Below are 15,006 nucleotides of genomic sequence, written 5' to 3' on the forward strand. Positions count from 1 at the left end.
GTAGCGCGGCTCAGGCGTTGGCCAGCAGGCGCTGGATCTCGCTTTCGGTACGTGCGTAGTCGCCCTCGCCGTAATGGCGGTAGACCACCCGCCCCTGACGGTCGAGCAGGTACAGCGCGGGCCAGAAGCGGTTGCGCCAGGCGTTCCAGATCCGGTACTGGTTGTCCTGCACCACCGGCCAGGTGATGTCCAACCGTGCGATGGCCTTGCGCACGTTGCCGGGCAGCCCTTCATAGGCGAACTCCGGCGTATGCACGCCGATCACCCTCAGGCCCTGCGACGCGTAGCGTGCATGCCACTGGTGGACATGCGGCGCCACGTTGAGGCAGTTGCTGCAGGTGTAGGTCCAGAACTCGACCAGCACCACCTGCCCCCGCAACTGCTCCAGTGTGAGCGGTGGGCTGTTGTGCCAGGGTCCGCCACCGTCGAACCCGGCGGCGGGAACGGCCTGTGCCGGCTGCGCATCGGCCTCCGGACTGGGCCAGGCCATCAACAGCGCAGCCCCACCCAGCACGCCCATCAGCAACGGCAGCACGTACGCACGCAGTGCGGCCATCGCTCAGCCCCCCTGCTCGGCCAGTGGCAGTTCCGCCGGCTTCACCCCCGCCGCTTCCAGGATGCTGTCGGCCACCTGCGCCGGATGCGAAAGCAGCGACACATGGCTGCTGCCGATCGATTGCAGCTGTGCACCGATGCGACGTGCGGTCGCGGCCTGCAGCTGCGGCGACAGCATGCGGTCATCGCGGCTGAGCACGTACCAGCTCGGCTTGCTGCGCCACGCCGCAACGTTCACCACCTCGCCCAGCGCGCTGGCCTTCAACGGGACCTGCGTGCTGTACAGCAGTGCGGCCGATTTTTTCATCACGTCCGGCGCGAAGTCCTGGGCGATGGCATCAGCCGGCAAGGTCAGGTACCCATCCCTTTCCCGCAGTCGGGTCAGACCCGGACCGACCGGGAAACCTTCGCCCTGTTGCGCCGAAGACTGCCCTGCATCCGGTGCGAAGGCCGCCACGTACACCAGCGCCTGCACCTTCGGGTCATTGCCCGCTTCGGTGATGACCGTGCCACCCCAGCTGTGGCCGACCAGCACCACCTTGCCAGGCGCGGCGGCAATCGCGCGGCGGGTGGCGGCGACATCGTCGGCCAACGAGGTGAGCGGATTCTGTACGGCCACCGCCGGCAGCTTCCAGTCATGCAGGGTACTGATGACCTTGCTCCAGCTGGAGCCATCGGCGAAGGCGCCGTGCACCAGGATGACGGTGGGCGGTGCAGCGGTATCGGCCTGGCTAGCGAAGGCGGGGGCGGCTGCGCCGGCAAGGGCGAGAGCAGCGGCAAGCAACGAGGTACGGATCATGGGTGGCACTCCGGTGTTGGGAGTGGCCATTTCCGCCTGCCGGTGTATCACCGCTGTTTCTCCGCGGCGCGGAGTTGTACCGGACTGTAGGGCGCAGGCGGGTTTCTACAGTGGGATACATTCGGGCGCCGGTCCTGGCCGGGCGCTACCGGGTGGATATCGCTCCCCGCAAGCGGGCGCGCAACGCCCCGATGTGCGTCAACGCATCGTCTTTGTATCTGACTGTACGAAACCCGGCCGCGGCCACAGTCGCTGACAAAATCCCGGGCAACGGCACACGTTGCCGATACCTGCGCCGCCTGGAATGGCCTCCATCGACCACTGGCCCGCAGGACACCACCATGATCAGCACCGCCTCTTCCATGTATACCCCCCGCCTGGACGCCGTCGGCCGCTGGCTCTCGCCATTGGCGCTGCGCACCCTGCTGGCCTGGGAGTTCTTTGAATCCGGCCGCGAGAAGCTGGGCGGCCAGAACTGGTTCGCCGACCTGGAAGGCCGCTTCCCGTTCCCGTTCTCCGCCCTGCCCGCCTCGCTGAACTGGCAGCTGGCGACCTGGCTGGAACTGGTGGGCGCGGTGATGCTGCTGCTCGGCCTGGCCACGCGCTCGGTGGCCTACGTCTTCTGGGTCCTCACCATCGTTGCCATCGCCGCCGTGCACTGGCCCGACCAATGGAACGGCCTGGGTGAACTCTGGCAGGGCTATGCGATCACCGACCAGGGCTACGGCAACTTCAAGCTGCCGCTGCTGTTCCTGGCCATGTTGCTGCCGCTGATCCTCAACGGCGGTGGCGCGCTCAGCGTGGACCGGCTGTTGGCCGGCTCACAGCATGCCGCTGTCGGCAATGACGGCCTGGGCTGGGGCGTCAGCCTGATCGCCCTGCTGCTGCCGGTTGCCGCGCTGCTGCCCGGCATCGGCTTCGGCGGTGCTCTGCTCGGCGGCGTGCTGCTGCTGGGCTATCTGCTGCGCCGTCGCCACGCCGCCTGAGCTGATTCCCCTGTTCCCGCGCCTTTCGCTTTCCGTCGCCTCCTCGGCGGCGTCCATCCCGCACGCCCCGCGTGCTTTCCCAAGGAGTCATCACCATGTCCATCTCGACCAGGAACACCCCCTCCTCCCGCCTGCCGCGCATTGGTGCCATCGGCATCGCCCTGGCCGGTGGCCTGCTGCTGGCCGGCCAGGCCGCAGCGATCCAACCGCTGGCGATCAGCGCGGTGGCCATGAGCGCCGCCGCCGAAGGCAAGTGCGGCGAAGGCAAGTGCGGGGCCAACAAGGCCACCACCGGCAAGCCCGCCGGCAAGGCCAAGGTGGCCGAGGGCCAGTGTGGCGAAGGCAAGTGCGGCGACGCCTCGTTTGCCCGCACTGACCGCGACCACGACGGCAAGGTCTCGCGTGCCGAGTTCAACGCTGTGGCCGCCAAGCGCGCCGCCGAGTTCGACCGCATCGACACCGACCACGACGGTTACATCAGCGAGCAGGAAGCGCACGACTACCTGCGCAGCGTCTACACCGCCAACGGCAAGCCGATGCCGAAGGGCCTGTTCTCCCGCGTTGCCGATTGATCGACGTTCACCCGGCGCCGCCTTCAAGGCGGCGCCCTCTCTCTGGAGCATCCACCATGTCCCTGCCCCTGCCCGCCCATGCCGCCGGTCTTGGCCTGCGCCGTGGGCTGATCGACGAACTGCTGGCAATGCCGGCCGGAGCCATCGACTTTCTCGAAGTCTCCCCCGACAACTGGATCGGCATCGGCGGTGCACACGGCGCTGCGCTGCGCCAACTCAGCGAACGCCACCCCCTGACCTGCCATGGCCTGTCGCTGTCGCTGGGCGGTCCTGATCCGCTGGACCGCACCCTGCTGGCACAGACCCGTGCCTTCCTCGACCTGCACCAGGTGCAGCTGTACAGCGAACACCTGAGCTACTGCGCCGCCGGCGGCCATGTCTACGACCTGCTGCCGCTGCCGTTCACCGCCGAGGCCGTTCACCATGTCGCCGGTCGCATCGCCCAGGTGCAGGAGATGCTGGGCCGACGCATCGCAGTAGAGAACATCTCCTACTACGCCGTTGCCGGCGCGGACATGAGCGAGATCGACTTCATCAACGCCGTGCTCGCCGAAGCCGACTGCGACCTGCTGCTGGACGTCAACAACGTCTTCGTCAACGCCTGCAACAACGGTTACGACGCCTTCGAATTCCTGGCCCGCGTGCCGGCCCACCGTATCGCCTCGCTGCACGTAGCAGGCCACTTCGATGAAGACGATGGCTTCAAGATCGATACCCACGGTGCGCCGGTGAAAGGCGTGGTCTGGGCACTGTTGCGCGAGGCCTATGCGCGGGTGGGCGTGCGCCCCACGCTGCTCGAACGCGACTTCAACTTCCCCCCGCTTGCCGAATTGCTGGCCGAGGTCGGGCAGATCCGCCAAGCGCAGGCCGAGGCACGTTGGCCCGAGGTGACCCATGGCTGAGCCGCTGGCGATCCTGCAACGGCGCTGGGCCGATCGTGTGCGCGACCCTGCAAAGACCGCACCCGATGGCATCGAGGCGCGGCGGATGGCGGTCTACTGCCGCCTGTGCATTGACAGTCTGGACAGCCTGCTGGCGGGCAGCCTGCCGCGGCTGAAGTCGCAGCTGGGCGATGCCTGCTGGCGCAACACCGTCGAGCACTACTACGCGAGGCACGCCTGCCGCACGCCGTTGTTCCCACGGATCGCGGGCGAGTTCGCGGCCTGGCTGGCGGTGCAGGACACGCTGGCGCTGCCGGGCTGGGCAGCGGAACTGGCGCACTACGAGAGCACGCAGCAGTCGCTGCACATTGAAGCGCGTGACGGCGGGCGGCCGCTGCAGCGCGCTCCCGTAGGCAATGATGTGCTGGCGATTTCGCCGTTGGTGCGGGTGCTTGGCTACCAGTGGCCAGTACATGAGGACGGGGCGCTGGAGCCGGTGTTGAGCACGGCTCCCACGCTGCTGGTGATCCAGCGCCTCGCCGATTTCAGCCTGCAGACCGAGGAACTGTCACCGCTGGCCTACGCGCTGCTGTCGGTGTTCGGTGACGACAGCGCGTCGGTGGATGAAGCACTGCAGCTGCTGTCCGAAACACATGGCGTGGCAGCGGACGCATTGCGCATGGCCTGCGTGCCTGTTCTGGGCGAGCTGTGCGCGGCGGGCGTGCTGGTTGCATTGCCTGCTTTCTGAGGTTGCCGGCCAGCGGCCGGCACTACCCGTTCCTTGGCCGGCCAGCGGCCGGCACTACCGTCCCCCTACTTCGAGGTCTCATCATGGCTCCTTCCAACACGTCCTTCCTGCATGGCTGGCGCCTGTTCGTGGCCGTAGCGGTGGTCCTGATCGCCTTCGCGCTGGCGGCCTTCGCCCTGTATCCCGATGCAGCCGAAGGCAGCCGAGCCGCGATCCGGGTCACTGCGCGCACATCGTTCCTGCTGTTCCTGGCAGCGTTCACGGCATCGTCGTTCGCCAGCCTTCTGCCCGGCCCGTTCACCCGCTTCCTGCTGCGGGAACGGCGCATCATCGGCCTGTCCTTCGCGTTCTCGCACCTGTTGCATGCAGTCGCGATCACCAGTTTCGGCGTCCTCAACCCGGCGTTCTGGCCAGCACGATCCGCGCTGGCCAACCTCCCGGGCACGGTGGGCTACATTGCCATCCTGGCGCTGGCCATAACCTCGCACCGGGGGCTCGCCCGGCGCATGGGACCCACCGCCTGGCGTCGCCTGCACGTCACCGGCATGTGGATCATCGCGGCGGTGTTTACCTACTCGTACTTCAAGCGCGTTCCGGGCAACTTCTGGTATGCGGTGCCGTCGGCGCTGCTGTTCACCGCCTTCGTGGTGCGCTGGATTGCCAAGCGGGCGCAGGCGCTGCGCCGAAGTGCGCATGTGCGGCCGCCGCTGCGGGCGGCCTGAGGGGCTGGGGCCAGATACCTTTACCTGCGAAAATGGGATATGACCCCACTTCAGGTCAAGGCGCGCGGCGCAGCGTGATCAGGGTGATCTCCGACGGCACGCCGATGCGCGCCGGGAAACCGGCCCAGAGGCCCGCACCGTTACCCACGTAAAGCGTCATCCCATCCACGTCGTAGCGGCCGGACACAAAACCGCCATTGGCTCGCTTCACCAGCTGGTCCATGCCGATGATCTGCCCGCCGTGGGTATGCCCGGACAATTGCAGCTTCACGCCGCGCGCGGCCGCCTCGCGCGCATTGCGCGGGCGGTGATCGAGCAGGATCACCGGTGCAGAGGGATCGGCACCGGCCAGCGCGGTCTCCAGATCCGGCAGCGGCAGGCCATAGCGTGCCGCCACCGGATCGGTGACGCCGGCGATGGTCAGCGCAGCATCGCCGCGCCGCACCTGCAGGTGGCTGTTCTCCAGCACCTGCATGTGCAGCGCGCGGAACGCCTGCATCCACGCCTGGTACTGCGCGTAGTACTCGTGGTTGCCGGTGATGGCGACGACGCCGTCCGGCGCCCGCAGGTCCGCGAGCGGGCGCGCGTCGTCACGGCGGGCCTCGACGCTACCGTCGATCAGGTCGCCGGTGATCACGATCAGGTCCGGTGTCAGTGCGTTGCTCTCGTCCACAACCCTGCGCACCCAGTCGCCGGTCAGCAGGCGGCTGGCATGGATGTCGGTCAGCTGCAGCACGCGATAGCCGTCGAACGCAGCGGGCAGATCCTTGATCGCCACCTCGATCTGCCGAGGCTGGGGCACGGCCATGCCCTGGCTGATGCCATAGCCACTCACAAGCAGCGCCAGCAGGCCGGCCAACGGCCGCAGCTTCAAGGCGCGCAGGACCGATACGATGCGCGGCCAACGCAGCAGGCGCGAAAGCAGCAGGCCGGCATCCAGTACCAGCATCATCAAGGCCAGCAGCAGTACCGCCGTGGAGCCGGTGGCCAGAACGGCGATGGTCAGCTTCGGGATCTCCGGCGAGGCCATCGTGCCCCAGAACATGGCGACGATGCGCAGCTGCACGGCAACGCCCACCAGCAGCAACGACAGCACGACCTTCATCCAGATGGGCATGCGCAGTGGCCAGAACAGGCGCCAGGCCACATACAGGCCCATCAACAAACCGATCGTACTCAGCACTGCAACCATCCATGACAGAAAGCGGGCCCGCCATGGTGACGGCTACGGGTCGTGTTGTGTAGAGCCGGGCCCATGCTCGGCTGCTCAGGAAGCCGTCGAGCATGGCTCGACGCTACAGAACCCCGATCGCGCATGGCTCGACGCTACGGATGCCCCAGGCGCTCCACCCGCAGGCGGGCGATGCGACGCTTCTCCATCGCCAGTACGGTGATGCGAACATCCGCAATCTCCACCGCGTCACCGATGTCCGGCAGGCGCCCCAGACGCTCCAGCACCAGGCCGGAGATGGTCATGTAGTCGGCACTGCGCGGCAGCGATACCCCGGCCAGCCGCTGCAGGTCGTCCAGAGTCAGCGCACCATCGGCCTCCCACTGGTCCTCGCCCTGCGCGACCACGCCATAGCGCTCGTCCTGGGTATCGACCAGGTCACCGGCAATGGCCGCCAGCAGGTCGTTGGCGGTCACCAGGCCTTCCACGCTGCCGTACTCGTCCACCGCCACCGCCAACGGCACCGGGTGCTGGCGGATCAGTTCCAGCGCCTGCAGCGCGCTGGCACTGGACAGCACGTACTGCGGCTCGCGCAGGTTGCCTTCCAGCTGCAGCGGCCTGCCCTGCAGCAGGTCGGCCAGCAGGTCGCGGCTCTGCACCACGCCACGCAGGCTGTCCAGGTCGCCATCACCCACCAGCAGGCGGGTGTGCGGCGACGCCACCAGGCGTGCCACCACATCCTCCTGCCCACGGGCCAGGTCGATCCACTGCACGTCGGCACGCACCGTCATCACGCTCGACACCGGGCGATCGGCCAGCCCCAGCACGCTGCGGATCATCTCGTGCTCCGCCGGCTGCAGGCGCTCTTCGGCATCGACGTGTTCGTCCGCGCTTTCGTCGTCGTGGCCATTGGCCGGGCGCGCGCCCAGCATGCGCAGCACGGCGTCGGCGGTACGCTGGCGGAACGGCTGGCGGCGCTCGTTGCGCTCACGGTTGAAACGCACCCACTGGTTGAACGCCTCGACCAGGATCGAGAAGGCAATCGCCGCGTACAGGTAACCCTTCGGAATCTTGTAGCCCAGGCCCTCGGCCGCCAGGCTGAAACCGATCATCAGCAGGAAGCCCAGGCACAGCACCACCACCGTGGGATGCTTGTTGACAAAGCGCGTCAGCGGCTTGCTGGCCAACAGCATCAGCGCCATCGCGATGGTCACGGCGGCATACATCACGCCCAGGTTGTCGACCATGCCCACCGCGGTGATCACCGAGTCCAGCGAGAACACCGCGTCGAGCACTACGATCTGTGCCACCACCATTGCGAAGCTGGCGTAGACCTTCTTGCCATCCTCGTGGTGTTCGCGGCCTTCCAGCCGTTCGTGCAGCTCCATGGTGCCCTTGAACAGCAGGAACAGGCCACCGCCCAACAGGATCAGGTCACGCCCGGAGAAGCTGTGGTCGAACAGCCTCAGCAGCGGCTCGGTCAGTTTCATGATCCACGCCAACGCCGCCAGCAGCACCAGCCGCATCAGCAAGGCCAGCGCCAGGCCGATTACCCGCGCGCGGTCACGCTGGTGCGGCGGTAGCTTGTCGGCAAGGATCGCGATGAACACCAGGTTGTCGATGCCGAGAACGATCTCCAGCACGACCAGGGTTGCAAGGCCCATCCAGATCGAGGGGTCAGCCAACCATTCCATTTCAGGTCCGTTTCGTCAGTAGGTAAGGAAAAGAGCGACCGCTCAGTCAGCGTCCTGTGCCTGCGCCGGGTCGTGCCCGAGCAGGTCGCCGGGCGTGCACTGCAGCTCGCGGCAGATCGCATCAAGGGTGGAAAAGCGGATGGCGCGCGCCTTGCCGGTCTTCAGGATCGACAGATTGGCCAGGGTGATGTCGATGCGCCCGGCCAGCTCGGACAGGGTCATGCCCCGTGCCTGCAGCATGCGGTCCAGGGTGATGACGATCGCCATCAGATGACACCGTCGAGGTCGTCGCGCATCGCTGCGCCCACGGCGAAGACGCGCGCCAGCACGAACAGCATCAGCACGGCCACCAGGCCAGTGATCGACATGCCACCGCCGACCTCCATCCAGGTGAAATCCGGGCCCATCCAGGCCGAATAGGCACCGATCAGGATCGACAGCAGTTCCATTGCCAGCATCAGCCAGGCCATGCGCTGCAGGCGCCGTGCATTGGCGTGGGTGAACGGCCGCTCGCGCGCCGCCGACTTCAGCAGCCTCAGCAGATGGCGCAGGAACAGCAGGCACAGCACCAGCAGCGCGATGATCGCGCCCAGGCCCAGGCAGAAGTGCAGGAACAGATCATTGCCGTGCGCGGCAGCGGCCTCGGCGTCATGCACGCTGTCGAGCAGCCAGCGGCGGTCGTGGGCGACCAGCGGCACCGCCAGCAGTGCGGCCAGGATGCCCAGCCAGCACATCGCCCGGACGGCCTGTACGGCGGCCTGGGCCAGGGCAAACAGGCCTCGCGCGGGTCTGGCGCGGGCGGGACGAGCGGTCAAGCGGCCTCCGGTGTTGGGGTGGACGCGCCGCCCCGGGATGGATTTATCGATAAACGATATATCACACGCTGCGTGAAAGGCTGAACCGCAGGCGTGGCCCCTGTCAGGGCCCGGGCGCGCCCCGCTCCAGCATCGCCTCACCCGGCGTCGCAGAGGCCATCGCCTGCACACCGGCATCGGCGGCCTGTCGCGTGACCAGGCGGAAGCGCACCTGCAGCTTGCCCTGCCCCGGGGTGGCCCAGCCGTACTGGATCGCCACCTGATCGGCCGACAGCGGCCCACGTCCCGGCAGCGAGCGCACCTGCAACGGCATCGGCGCGGCCTGCACCAACCGGGCGAATCCCTTCTGCACGACCGCCGCGTCGGCCTTTTCGGCGTAGACCGTGCACGTGCCATCGTCAGCCCAGCTCACCGCATAACGGCCACTGGCCAGGGGCACCATCCAGGCCACGCCCGATTGCCCCTGCAACAGCGCGGCGGCTTCGGCGGGCTGCAGCGGCGACAGCCCATTGGATTCCATCAGCGACTGCAACCGCGCCGGGGCCCCGATGTGCTGCATGCAGGCGGTATCGAACAACTCGCTGAAGGGATCCTGCGCCGGAGCCTTGGCCTTGGGCGTGCGCGCGGGTTGCGCCGCCGCCAGGGTGGGCAGCAGGGCCAAAGCCAGCCAGAACGCAGGACGCATCGGGATTCCACGCTACGGAAAACAGCAGGGAGGATGGCAAAGCCCGGGCGTGCCGCGCAATGGGTCATGGCTTGACAGCCGCCACCGGCGGGAGCAGTATCAGTTAACGAATTAGTTAATTAGCTCGCCATGGACCGCATCTTCGAAGCCCTTGCCTCCACCGCCCGCCGGCAGATCCTGGCCTATCTCAGTCCCGGCGAACTCAGCGCGGGCGAGCTGGCCGAGCGCTTCGACTTCAGCAAGCCGGCGTTGTCCAGCCACCTGCGCATCCTCGAGGAAGCCGGGCTGATCGAACGCGAGAAACGCGGCCAGTTCGTGTACTTCAGGCAGGTACCCGACCGTTTGGCCAACACGTTGTTCTCGTGGGCGGCCGAAGTCTGCCCGGTCGGCGGCCCGCTCAAGCGTGAAGCCCGCGCCCGCCGCAAGTCCCCCGCCCGCTGATCCGCCCCGCCAAGGAGCATGACGATGCCTGGTTCGACCCGCGATCGCCGTTCGTTTCCAGCAGTGCAGTTTCCGGCACAGGACGGCGGCAGTCCGACCGAAGTCACCCTGATCGCGCAGCTCGGCATCGGTGCCGGTGACGCGCTGGTGAGTGACGCCGGCCAGCGTCAGCGCCACCACCCGGCGTTCATCGATGCGTTGGATGAACCTTCGGCGCGACTGGGTGGAATGCACCTGCAGCATGGGGATGCCTCCTCGCTGTACAGCTTCACCGTCGGTGCCGGTGGCCACCCGTTTCATCGCCATGCAGGCCCGCGCATGTTCACCGCCATCGCCGGCAGCGCGGGAGCCGAGCTGCGTTTCGCCGCCGCCTCCGACACGCAGCTGGCAGCAGATCCCGGTGCCTTCGCGCGCACGCTTCGGCGCATCCGCATCCCACCGGACTGCCTGTTTACCGTGCGCTTCGGCGGCGGCACCTGGCACCAGTTCGCGTCGAACCATCCTGCACATCCAGCGCTGTTCGCGTTGTCCTGCCACAGCAATGAACTGGCCGGCGCGATGAGCGAGCAGGCGCGTGCGCAGGTGCAACGCAATGCCGCCGATATCCCCAGCCTGACCGAGGTGCTTCCGGAATCGCACTGGCCTTCGGGCACTTCGCTTGCGGCGGCACCGCTGTTGCAACTGTCGCTGCAGGCGGCGCCTCCCAGCCTGTGCGCACACCTCTGCGCGCGTAACCGTGCCCTGCTCGGCCCGCTGCGCCGCATCCCCATGCGGCCGCTGCGCGGGTTCGTCGAACGTGCCACACCGGCCTATCCCATCCGTTCGCGGCCCGCCGCCACCCATGGCATGCTGCCCACAGCGCTGCCGCACAGCCACTACCAGGACCTGACCACCCTGTGCCTGGACCCCTCGCAGGTGGTCCACCGTTCCGCGTCGGCACTGCTGGCCGATGTACTGGACGGCTTCCTGCGCAATCCGCCCAGCGGCGTAGGCCATCTGATGGCGCTGCGAAACCGACTGGTGGCGCCGTTGCGGTTGCGCACGTCGCCGCTGGGATGCCCGGTGTCGTCACTGCTGTCCACCGATCGCAGCCGGTTGTTCGCTGGTCGATTTCCGGTGCTGGATTCGCACATCGATACGCAGGACAACGACGCCGAAGTCCTGCTCGGCGCCGACGATCGGCACCTGCGTTTCCGCAGCAGCGTGCGCGTGCAGCGGCGTAGCGATGGACATGTCGAGATCAGCCTGGGCTCTCGCGTGCAGACCCTCAATGCGTTCGGCGGCATGTACATGGCACTGATCGACGCCGGGCACCGGCACTATGTCGCGCCGGCACTGCTGCGGCGTGCGGTGGAACACGCCTTGGCACCGGAGCTGGCCAATGTTGGGAATCCGGCAGCACACCCTGCGCACTGCTGACCCTGGAACACGATGCGCCGGGCCCTGCACGGTTCCGCTCAGATAACGATTTCGCCCTCGTCCTCGCCATCCCAGTAGTGGATGCGGCTGGCGCGCACGTGAATCAGCACCAGTCCCGGTGTATCCACGCCCTGTTCGAACCATCGCTCCAGGTCCTTCACCCAGTGCTGGCTCATCGTGGCCCGGTCGCGCACCAGCGCTGCCCTTCCCTGCACGTGCACGAACAACGGTGGCTTGCCCAGCAGCGACTTGCTGCCGGAAAAACCCAGCGCGACGGCGGGGTCAGCTTCAATCTCGCGCACCATGTCGGTGTCTTCGGTGGTGAAGAACCAGCTGTCACCGTCATAGTCCACGTCGCCGTTGTTGCTCATCGGACGACCGGCAATCTCTCCGCCGGCGTGGGTCTGCAGCATCGTGAAATCGATGCCGGCCATTTTCCTGGACAGTTCAGGCAGGGTGAGCTGGGTCATGTCGTCGTCCCTCGTCGGATGGAGTCCCAGCGTCTGCGCAGAGCGGTGACCGAAGCGTGGATGGGCAGTTGCGACCTCTTCACAGAAAACGCGATAGGGCGCATGACACGTGTGTGACGCATTCCTCACCACCACACCCGCGTTAACCGCGGATGGAGGAACGGTCCTCCACGCCGCGACACGCCTCAAACAGGGCATTGCCCGAGAATCGCGCAACCTCGCGATGCATCCGGCATGGCCGCCGGCATCACCGGGGCTCCCCTCCGCAACCGCATGGCCCCCACATGGACCTGTTCGCCTGGCTCGCGTTCGGCTGCTACCTGTTGACGTTCTTCATTGTCTCGCTGTTTGCTGCGGCCTACCTGAAACGCTCCGACTTCATGCCCTACCACGGCCAGGCCGTGGGCCTGCCATGGAAGGAGGTCGAACCGCGCATGCAGTTGCTGCTGATGGCACTCATCCGCGTGGTCGGCGCCGGTTGGATCGCACTGGCCGGCGCTGGCGTGATGCTGGCCTGGCTGATCTTCTTCGGCGGACACTTCGCGCTGCCGCAACTGCTGGCCTTCCAGTTGTTCTGCCTGTTCGCCACCGTACCGCCGGTACTGGTCGCTTCCGGCGTGCGGCGACGCACCGGTGCGCGTACACCGGTGCCCGCCGGCGCCGCGGTGGTGCTGCTGTCGGTCATCGGATTCGTGCTGGCCCTGTTGGCACTGTCCTGATGCGTGCTCCCTCCTCTCCCTCCATCGAGGCTCCCATGAATCCCGAATCGATCTTCTACAGCGTGGTCAACGGTGATCTGCCGCCCTCCCAGGCGGGCACCCTGCTCGGCTGGCGATTCGTCGACTACGACGACGCACTGCGCCGCATCCATGTCGAGTTCGACGCCGGGCCGATGCTGACCAACCCGATGGGCAACGTGCAGGGAGGCTTCCTGTCGGCGATGCTGGATGACTGCATGGGGCCGGCGATCTACGCCACTCTGCCCGCCAACCGCATCGCGGTCACGGTGGAATCCAAGACCAGTTTCGTCAGTCCAGCACGACCAGGGCGCATCATCGGTTGGGGCGAAGTCGAGCACAGCAAAGGGAGCATCGCCTTCACGCGTGGCTGGCTGACTGACCCGGCAGGCAACGTACTGGCCACCGCCACCGCCACCTTCCGGGTGGGTGCGCTGCGCTGGCGTGGCTTATCGGTACCACGTCCCATCGCGCGCCGGATGATCGCGCGGACGCTGCGGCGGGTGCATGCACGCATCGGCTGAGGCGTGCCCTCAGCGCATGATGCGACCGCCACCCGCCACCCGTACCCGATCACGCCCCTGCGCCTTGGCCCGGTACATGGCCGCATCGGCGGCACGCAGCAGGGTGCGCCAGCCCAGCGCGTCGGTGCCGCCCTCGGCCACGCCGAAACTGGCGGTCACCCGCAGCACGGTGCCGCCGGCCAGCGCGATGTCCATCTGCTGCAGGGCCAATCGCAATGACTCGGCCAGCTGCCGGCCACCGGCCAGATCACCGTCGGCCAGCAGCACCAGGAATTCCTCGCCGCCATAACGGGCGATGCTGTCGCTGCGGCGCAGGTGGCGCTGCAGCAGCTGTGCCACCTGCACCAGCACCTGATCGCCAGCAGCGTGCCCATGGCCGTCGTTGATGGCCTTGAAGCGATCGACGTCAAGCAGGATCACCACCGCGCTGTTGCCACCGTCGGCATGGCGCTGCTGCACCCTCTGGTCCAGCGCGCGCCGGTTCAACAACCCGGTCAGTTCATCGGTGCCGGCCAGCTGGCGCAGCTCGCTGGTCAAGGCCGAGCGCTCGCGCGACTTCTCGCGCAGCACTTCGATGGCATCGAACAGGCGCTGCATCTCGGCCAGCGGGTGGGTCACATGCTGCTCCGGGCCGGGGGCTTCCGAGGCGATCTGGATGACCTGCTTCTGCGCCTGCAGCAGCGGCCGCAGGATCTGCAGATGGGCAATGCGCAGCGCCACGCCCAGCACCACCAGTGTGCCCAGCGCGGTCGCCACCAGCACGGCCAGGCGCATGGCCTCGCGATTGCGGGTGCGTTCAAAGCGGGCGATGGACACGCTCAGGTAGCCATCACGCAGCGCCTCAAGCGACTGCAGGGTCGGCACGTAGCGCGTGGTGAATTCGGCGGCGGTCCATGGCGGCGGCAGGCCTCGGCGGCCATCTTCGATCAACTGCTCGATCATCGGCAGCGATTCGCCGAAGAACTGCCGACGCGCCATGTCCCAGTGCCATGACAATTCCGGGTCACTGCGGAACACCGACTCGTGGCTGCCTGCCAACCGCCACAGCTCCAACAGGCGACCCTCGGTCTGCAGTGCAGCGCGTACCTGTTCCTCCCGCCATGCCCCTGGCACCGCCACCGGCGCCATCACATTCGAGGCCAGGCGGCCGCCATGCTCGCGAAGATCGATCAGCACCTGGCCCTGCATCGCCGGAATCGCTGCTTCACGGTCGGCGCTGACCAGCACGTTGATCTGTGCCGAGGTCAGCAGGTGCAGGCGATCGACCACGGCGAACATGCCACTGATCGCACGCTCCACCTCCTCCACGCGGCGTGCGTCATGGGGTTGCGCCACGACCCGGTCGACCGCAGCCCGCGCCGATTGCAGGCGACGTTGCGCGTCGGCCAGCAGCCCATGCTCGTCGACCACTCCCGGATCAGCCTTGAACACGGTGTCCAGCTGCAGCAGGGCAGCGTCGACCCGCTTGCGCGCGGCCGCCAGCTGCGCGGCCAGCGGTGCCTGCTCGGCCGCATCGGCCGGGTCGGCCCCCAGCAGGCTGTTGGCGGGGCCGCGTTCGGCCGACACCAGGTTGGCCAGGTCGAAGGTCTGCCGCAGCTGGCGCAGGCTGGCCAGGTTGTCCTCGGCGGCCGTGAAGCGCAGCGTGCCCTGCACCAGTGCGATGACCATCAGCGGCAGCGTACAGACTACGAACAGCCCAGCCAGGATCCAGACCCAGGTCCGCAATCCGATGGGCGACGCCTTGCGGGCCATGCACATTTCCCCTGTAGTGCCGAACACTGTAACGG

The 15,006-nt window shown here is 67.4% G+C and carries 18 protein-coding genes; 9 read left to right on the forward strand and 9 right to left on the reverse strand.

Annotated elements, in window-relative coordinates:
* Positions 1 to 10: 10 nt before the first annotated feature.
* On the reverse strand, positions 11 to 556 hold the full coding sequence (locus H4O10_RS12820; protein WP_033833327.1) for a redoxin family protein: 546 nt from the start codon (positions 554 to 556) through the stop codon (positions 11 to 13).
* 3 nt (positions 557 to 559) lie between these two features.
* Entirely contained in the window at positions 560 to 1,354 is a 795-nt protein-coding gene (locus tag H4O10_RS12825; RefSeq protein ID WP_049453220.1) for an alpha/beta hydrolase, read from the reverse strand.
* Positions 1,355 to 1,695: 341 nt separating this feature from the next.
* On the opposite strand from H4O10_RS12825, the gene H4O10_RS12830 reads away from it, so the two are divergent.
* The 5 genes from H4O10_RS12830 (at position 1,696) to H4O10_RS12850 (ending at position 5,263) form a co-directional block, all read left to right on the forward strand.
* Positions 1,696 to 2,340 carry a DoxX family protein gene (locus H4O10_RS12830; RefSeq protein ID WP_033833325.1) on the forward strand — a complete coding sequence of 215 codons (645 nt, stop codon included), beginning with the start codon at positions 1,696 to 1,698 and terminating at the stop codon, positions 2,338 to 2,340.
* A gap of 95 nt (positions 2,341 to 2,435) precedes the next feature.
* Positions 2,436 to 2,912 carry an EF-hand domain-containing protein gene (locus tag H4O10_RS12835; protein WP_033833324.1) on the forward strand — a complete coding sequence of 159 codons (477 nt, stop codon included), beginning with the start codon at positions 2,436 to 2,438 and terminating at the stop codon, positions 2,910 to 2,912.
* A 56-nt stretch (positions 2,913 to 2,968) separates the two neighbouring features.
* Positions 2,969 to 3,814 (forward strand): DUF692 domain-containing protein, encoded by an 846-nt coding sequence (locus tag H4O10_RS12840; protein WP_049453218.1) that lies wholly within the window; start codon positions 2,969 to 2,971, stop codon positions 3,812 to 3,814.
* On the forward strand, positions 3,807 to 4,541 hold the full coding sequence (locus tag H4O10_RS12845) for a putative DNA-binding domain-containing protein (protein WP_049453217.1): 735 nt from the start codon (positions 3,807 to 3,809) through the stop codon (positions 4,539 to 4,541). Before H4O10_RS12840 ends, H4O10_RS12845 begins: the two co-directional genes overlap by 8 nt.
* A gap of 83 nt (positions 4,542 to 4,624) precedes the next feature.
* A complete protein-coding gene (locus H4O10_RS12850) occupies positions 4,625 to 5,263 on the forward strand; it encodes a ferric reductase-like transmembrane domain-containing protein (RefSeq protein WP_043034153.1) in 639 nt (212 codons plus the stop codon).
* A 55-nt stretch (positions 5,264 to 5,318) separates the two neighbouring features.
* On the opposite strand, the gene H4O10_RS12855 is transcribed toward H4O10_RS12850, so the two are convergent.
* The 5 genes from H4O10_RS12855 to H4O10_RS12875 all read right to left on the reverse strand — a co-directional run bounded on the left by H4O10_RS12855 (position 5,319) and on the right by H4O10_RS12875 (position 9,628).
* Complete coding sequence (locus H4O10_RS12855; RefSeq protein ID WP_049453215.1) at positions 5,319 to 6,455, reverse strand: metallophosphoesterase; 1,137 nt, start codon at positions 6,453 to 6,455, stop codon at positions 5,319 to 5,321.
* A 134-nt stretch (positions 6,456 to 6,589) separates the two neighbouring features.
* A complete protein-coding gene (locus H4O10_RS12860) occupies positions 6,590 to 8,128 on the reverse strand; it encodes a TerC family protein (RefSeq protein WP_049453213.1) in 1,539 nt (512 codons plus the stop codon).
* A gap of 42 nt (positions 8,129 to 8,170) precedes the next feature.
* On the reverse strand, positions 8,171 to 8,395 hold the full coding sequence (locus H4O10_RS12865; RefSeq protein ID WP_012479411.1) for a helix-turn-helix transcriptional regulator: 225 nt from the start codon (positions 8,393 to 8,395) through the stop codon (positions 8,171 to 8,173).
* Positions 8,395 to 8,862 (reverse strand): DUF2975 domain-containing protein, encoded by a 468-nt coding sequence (locus H4O10_RS12870; RefSeq protein ID WP_005412578.1) that lies wholly within the window; start codon positions 8,860 to 8,862, stop codon positions 8,395 to 8,397. Before H4O10_RS12870 ends, H4O10_RS12865 begins: the two co-directional genes overlap by 1 nt.
* Before the next feature lie 184 nt (positions 8,863 to 9,046).
* Positions 9,047 to 9,628 carry a hypothetical protein gene (locus H4O10_RS12875; protein ID WP_012479409.1) on the reverse strand — a complete coding sequence of 194 codons (582 nt, stop codon included), beginning with the start codon at positions 9,626 to 9,628 and terminating at the stop codon, positions 9,047 to 9,049.
* Positions 9,629 to 9,757: 129 nt separating this feature from the next.
* Here H4O10_RS12875 and H4O10_RS12880 point away from each other — a divergent pair, with 129 nt between their 5' ends.
* Positions 9,758 to 10,069, forward strand: coding sequence for a metalloregulator ArsR/SmtB family transcription factor (locus tag H4O10_RS12880; RefSeq protein ID WP_049453210.1), 312 nt, complete (start codon positions 9,758 to 9,760; stop codon positions 10,067 to 10,069).
* 24 nt (positions 10,070 to 10,093) lie between these two features.
* Entirely contained in the window at positions 10,094 to 11,488 is a 1,395-nt protein-coding gene (locus H4O10_RS12885; RefSeq protein WP_049453208.1) for a DUF2867 domain-containing protein, read from the forward strand.
* Between the two features lie 38 nt (positions 11,489 to 11,526).
* Here the strand turns inward: H4O10_RS12885 and H4O10_RS12890 are convergent, their stop codons facing one another.
* Positions 11,527 to 11,958, reverse strand: coding sequence for a pyridoxamine 5'-phosphate oxidase family protein (locus tag H4O10_RS12890; protein ID WP_005412573.1), 432 nt, complete (start codon positions 11,956 to 11,958; stop codon positions 11,527 to 11,529).
* A 284-nt stretch (positions 11,959 to 12,242) separates the two neighbouring features.
* Here H4O10_RS12890 and H4O10_RS12895 point away from each other — a divergent pair, with 284 nt between their 5' ends.
* Both H4O10_RS12895 and H4O10_RS12900 read left to right on the forward strand, forming a co-directional pair.
* Positions 12,243 to 12,677 (forward strand): hypothetical protein, encoded by a 435-nt coding sequence (locus tag H4O10_RS12895; RefSeq protein ID WP_033833318.1) that lies wholly within the window; start codon positions 12,243 to 12,245, stop codon positions 12,675 to 12,677.
* 35 nt (positions 12,678 to 12,712) lie between these two features.
* Positions 12,713 to 13,219, forward strand: a complete 507-nt coding sequence (locus tag H4O10_RS12900; RefSeq protein WP_024956981.1) for a PaaI family thioesterase — start codon at positions 12,713 to 12,715, stop codon at positions 13,217 to 13,219.
* Between the two features lie 9 nt (positions 13,220 to 13,228).
* On the opposite strand, the gene H4O10_RS12905 is transcribed toward H4O10_RS12900, so the two are convergent.
* Positions 13,229 to 14,971 carry a GGDEF domain-containing protein gene (locus H4O10_RS12905; RefSeq protein WP_049453206.1) on the reverse strand — a complete coding sequence of 581 codons (1,743 nt, stop codon included), beginning with the start codon at positions 14,969 to 14,971 and terminating at the stop codon, positions 13,229 to 13,231.
* Positions 14,972 to 15,006: the final 35 nt, after the last annotated feature.

Source organism: Stenotrophomonas sp. I18B00994, from assembly GCF_014145825.1.
GTDB classification, from domain to species: domain Bacteria; phylum Pseudomonadota; class Gammaproteobacteria; order Xanthomonadales; family Xanthomonadaceae; genus Stenotrophomonas; species Stenotrophomonas maltophilia.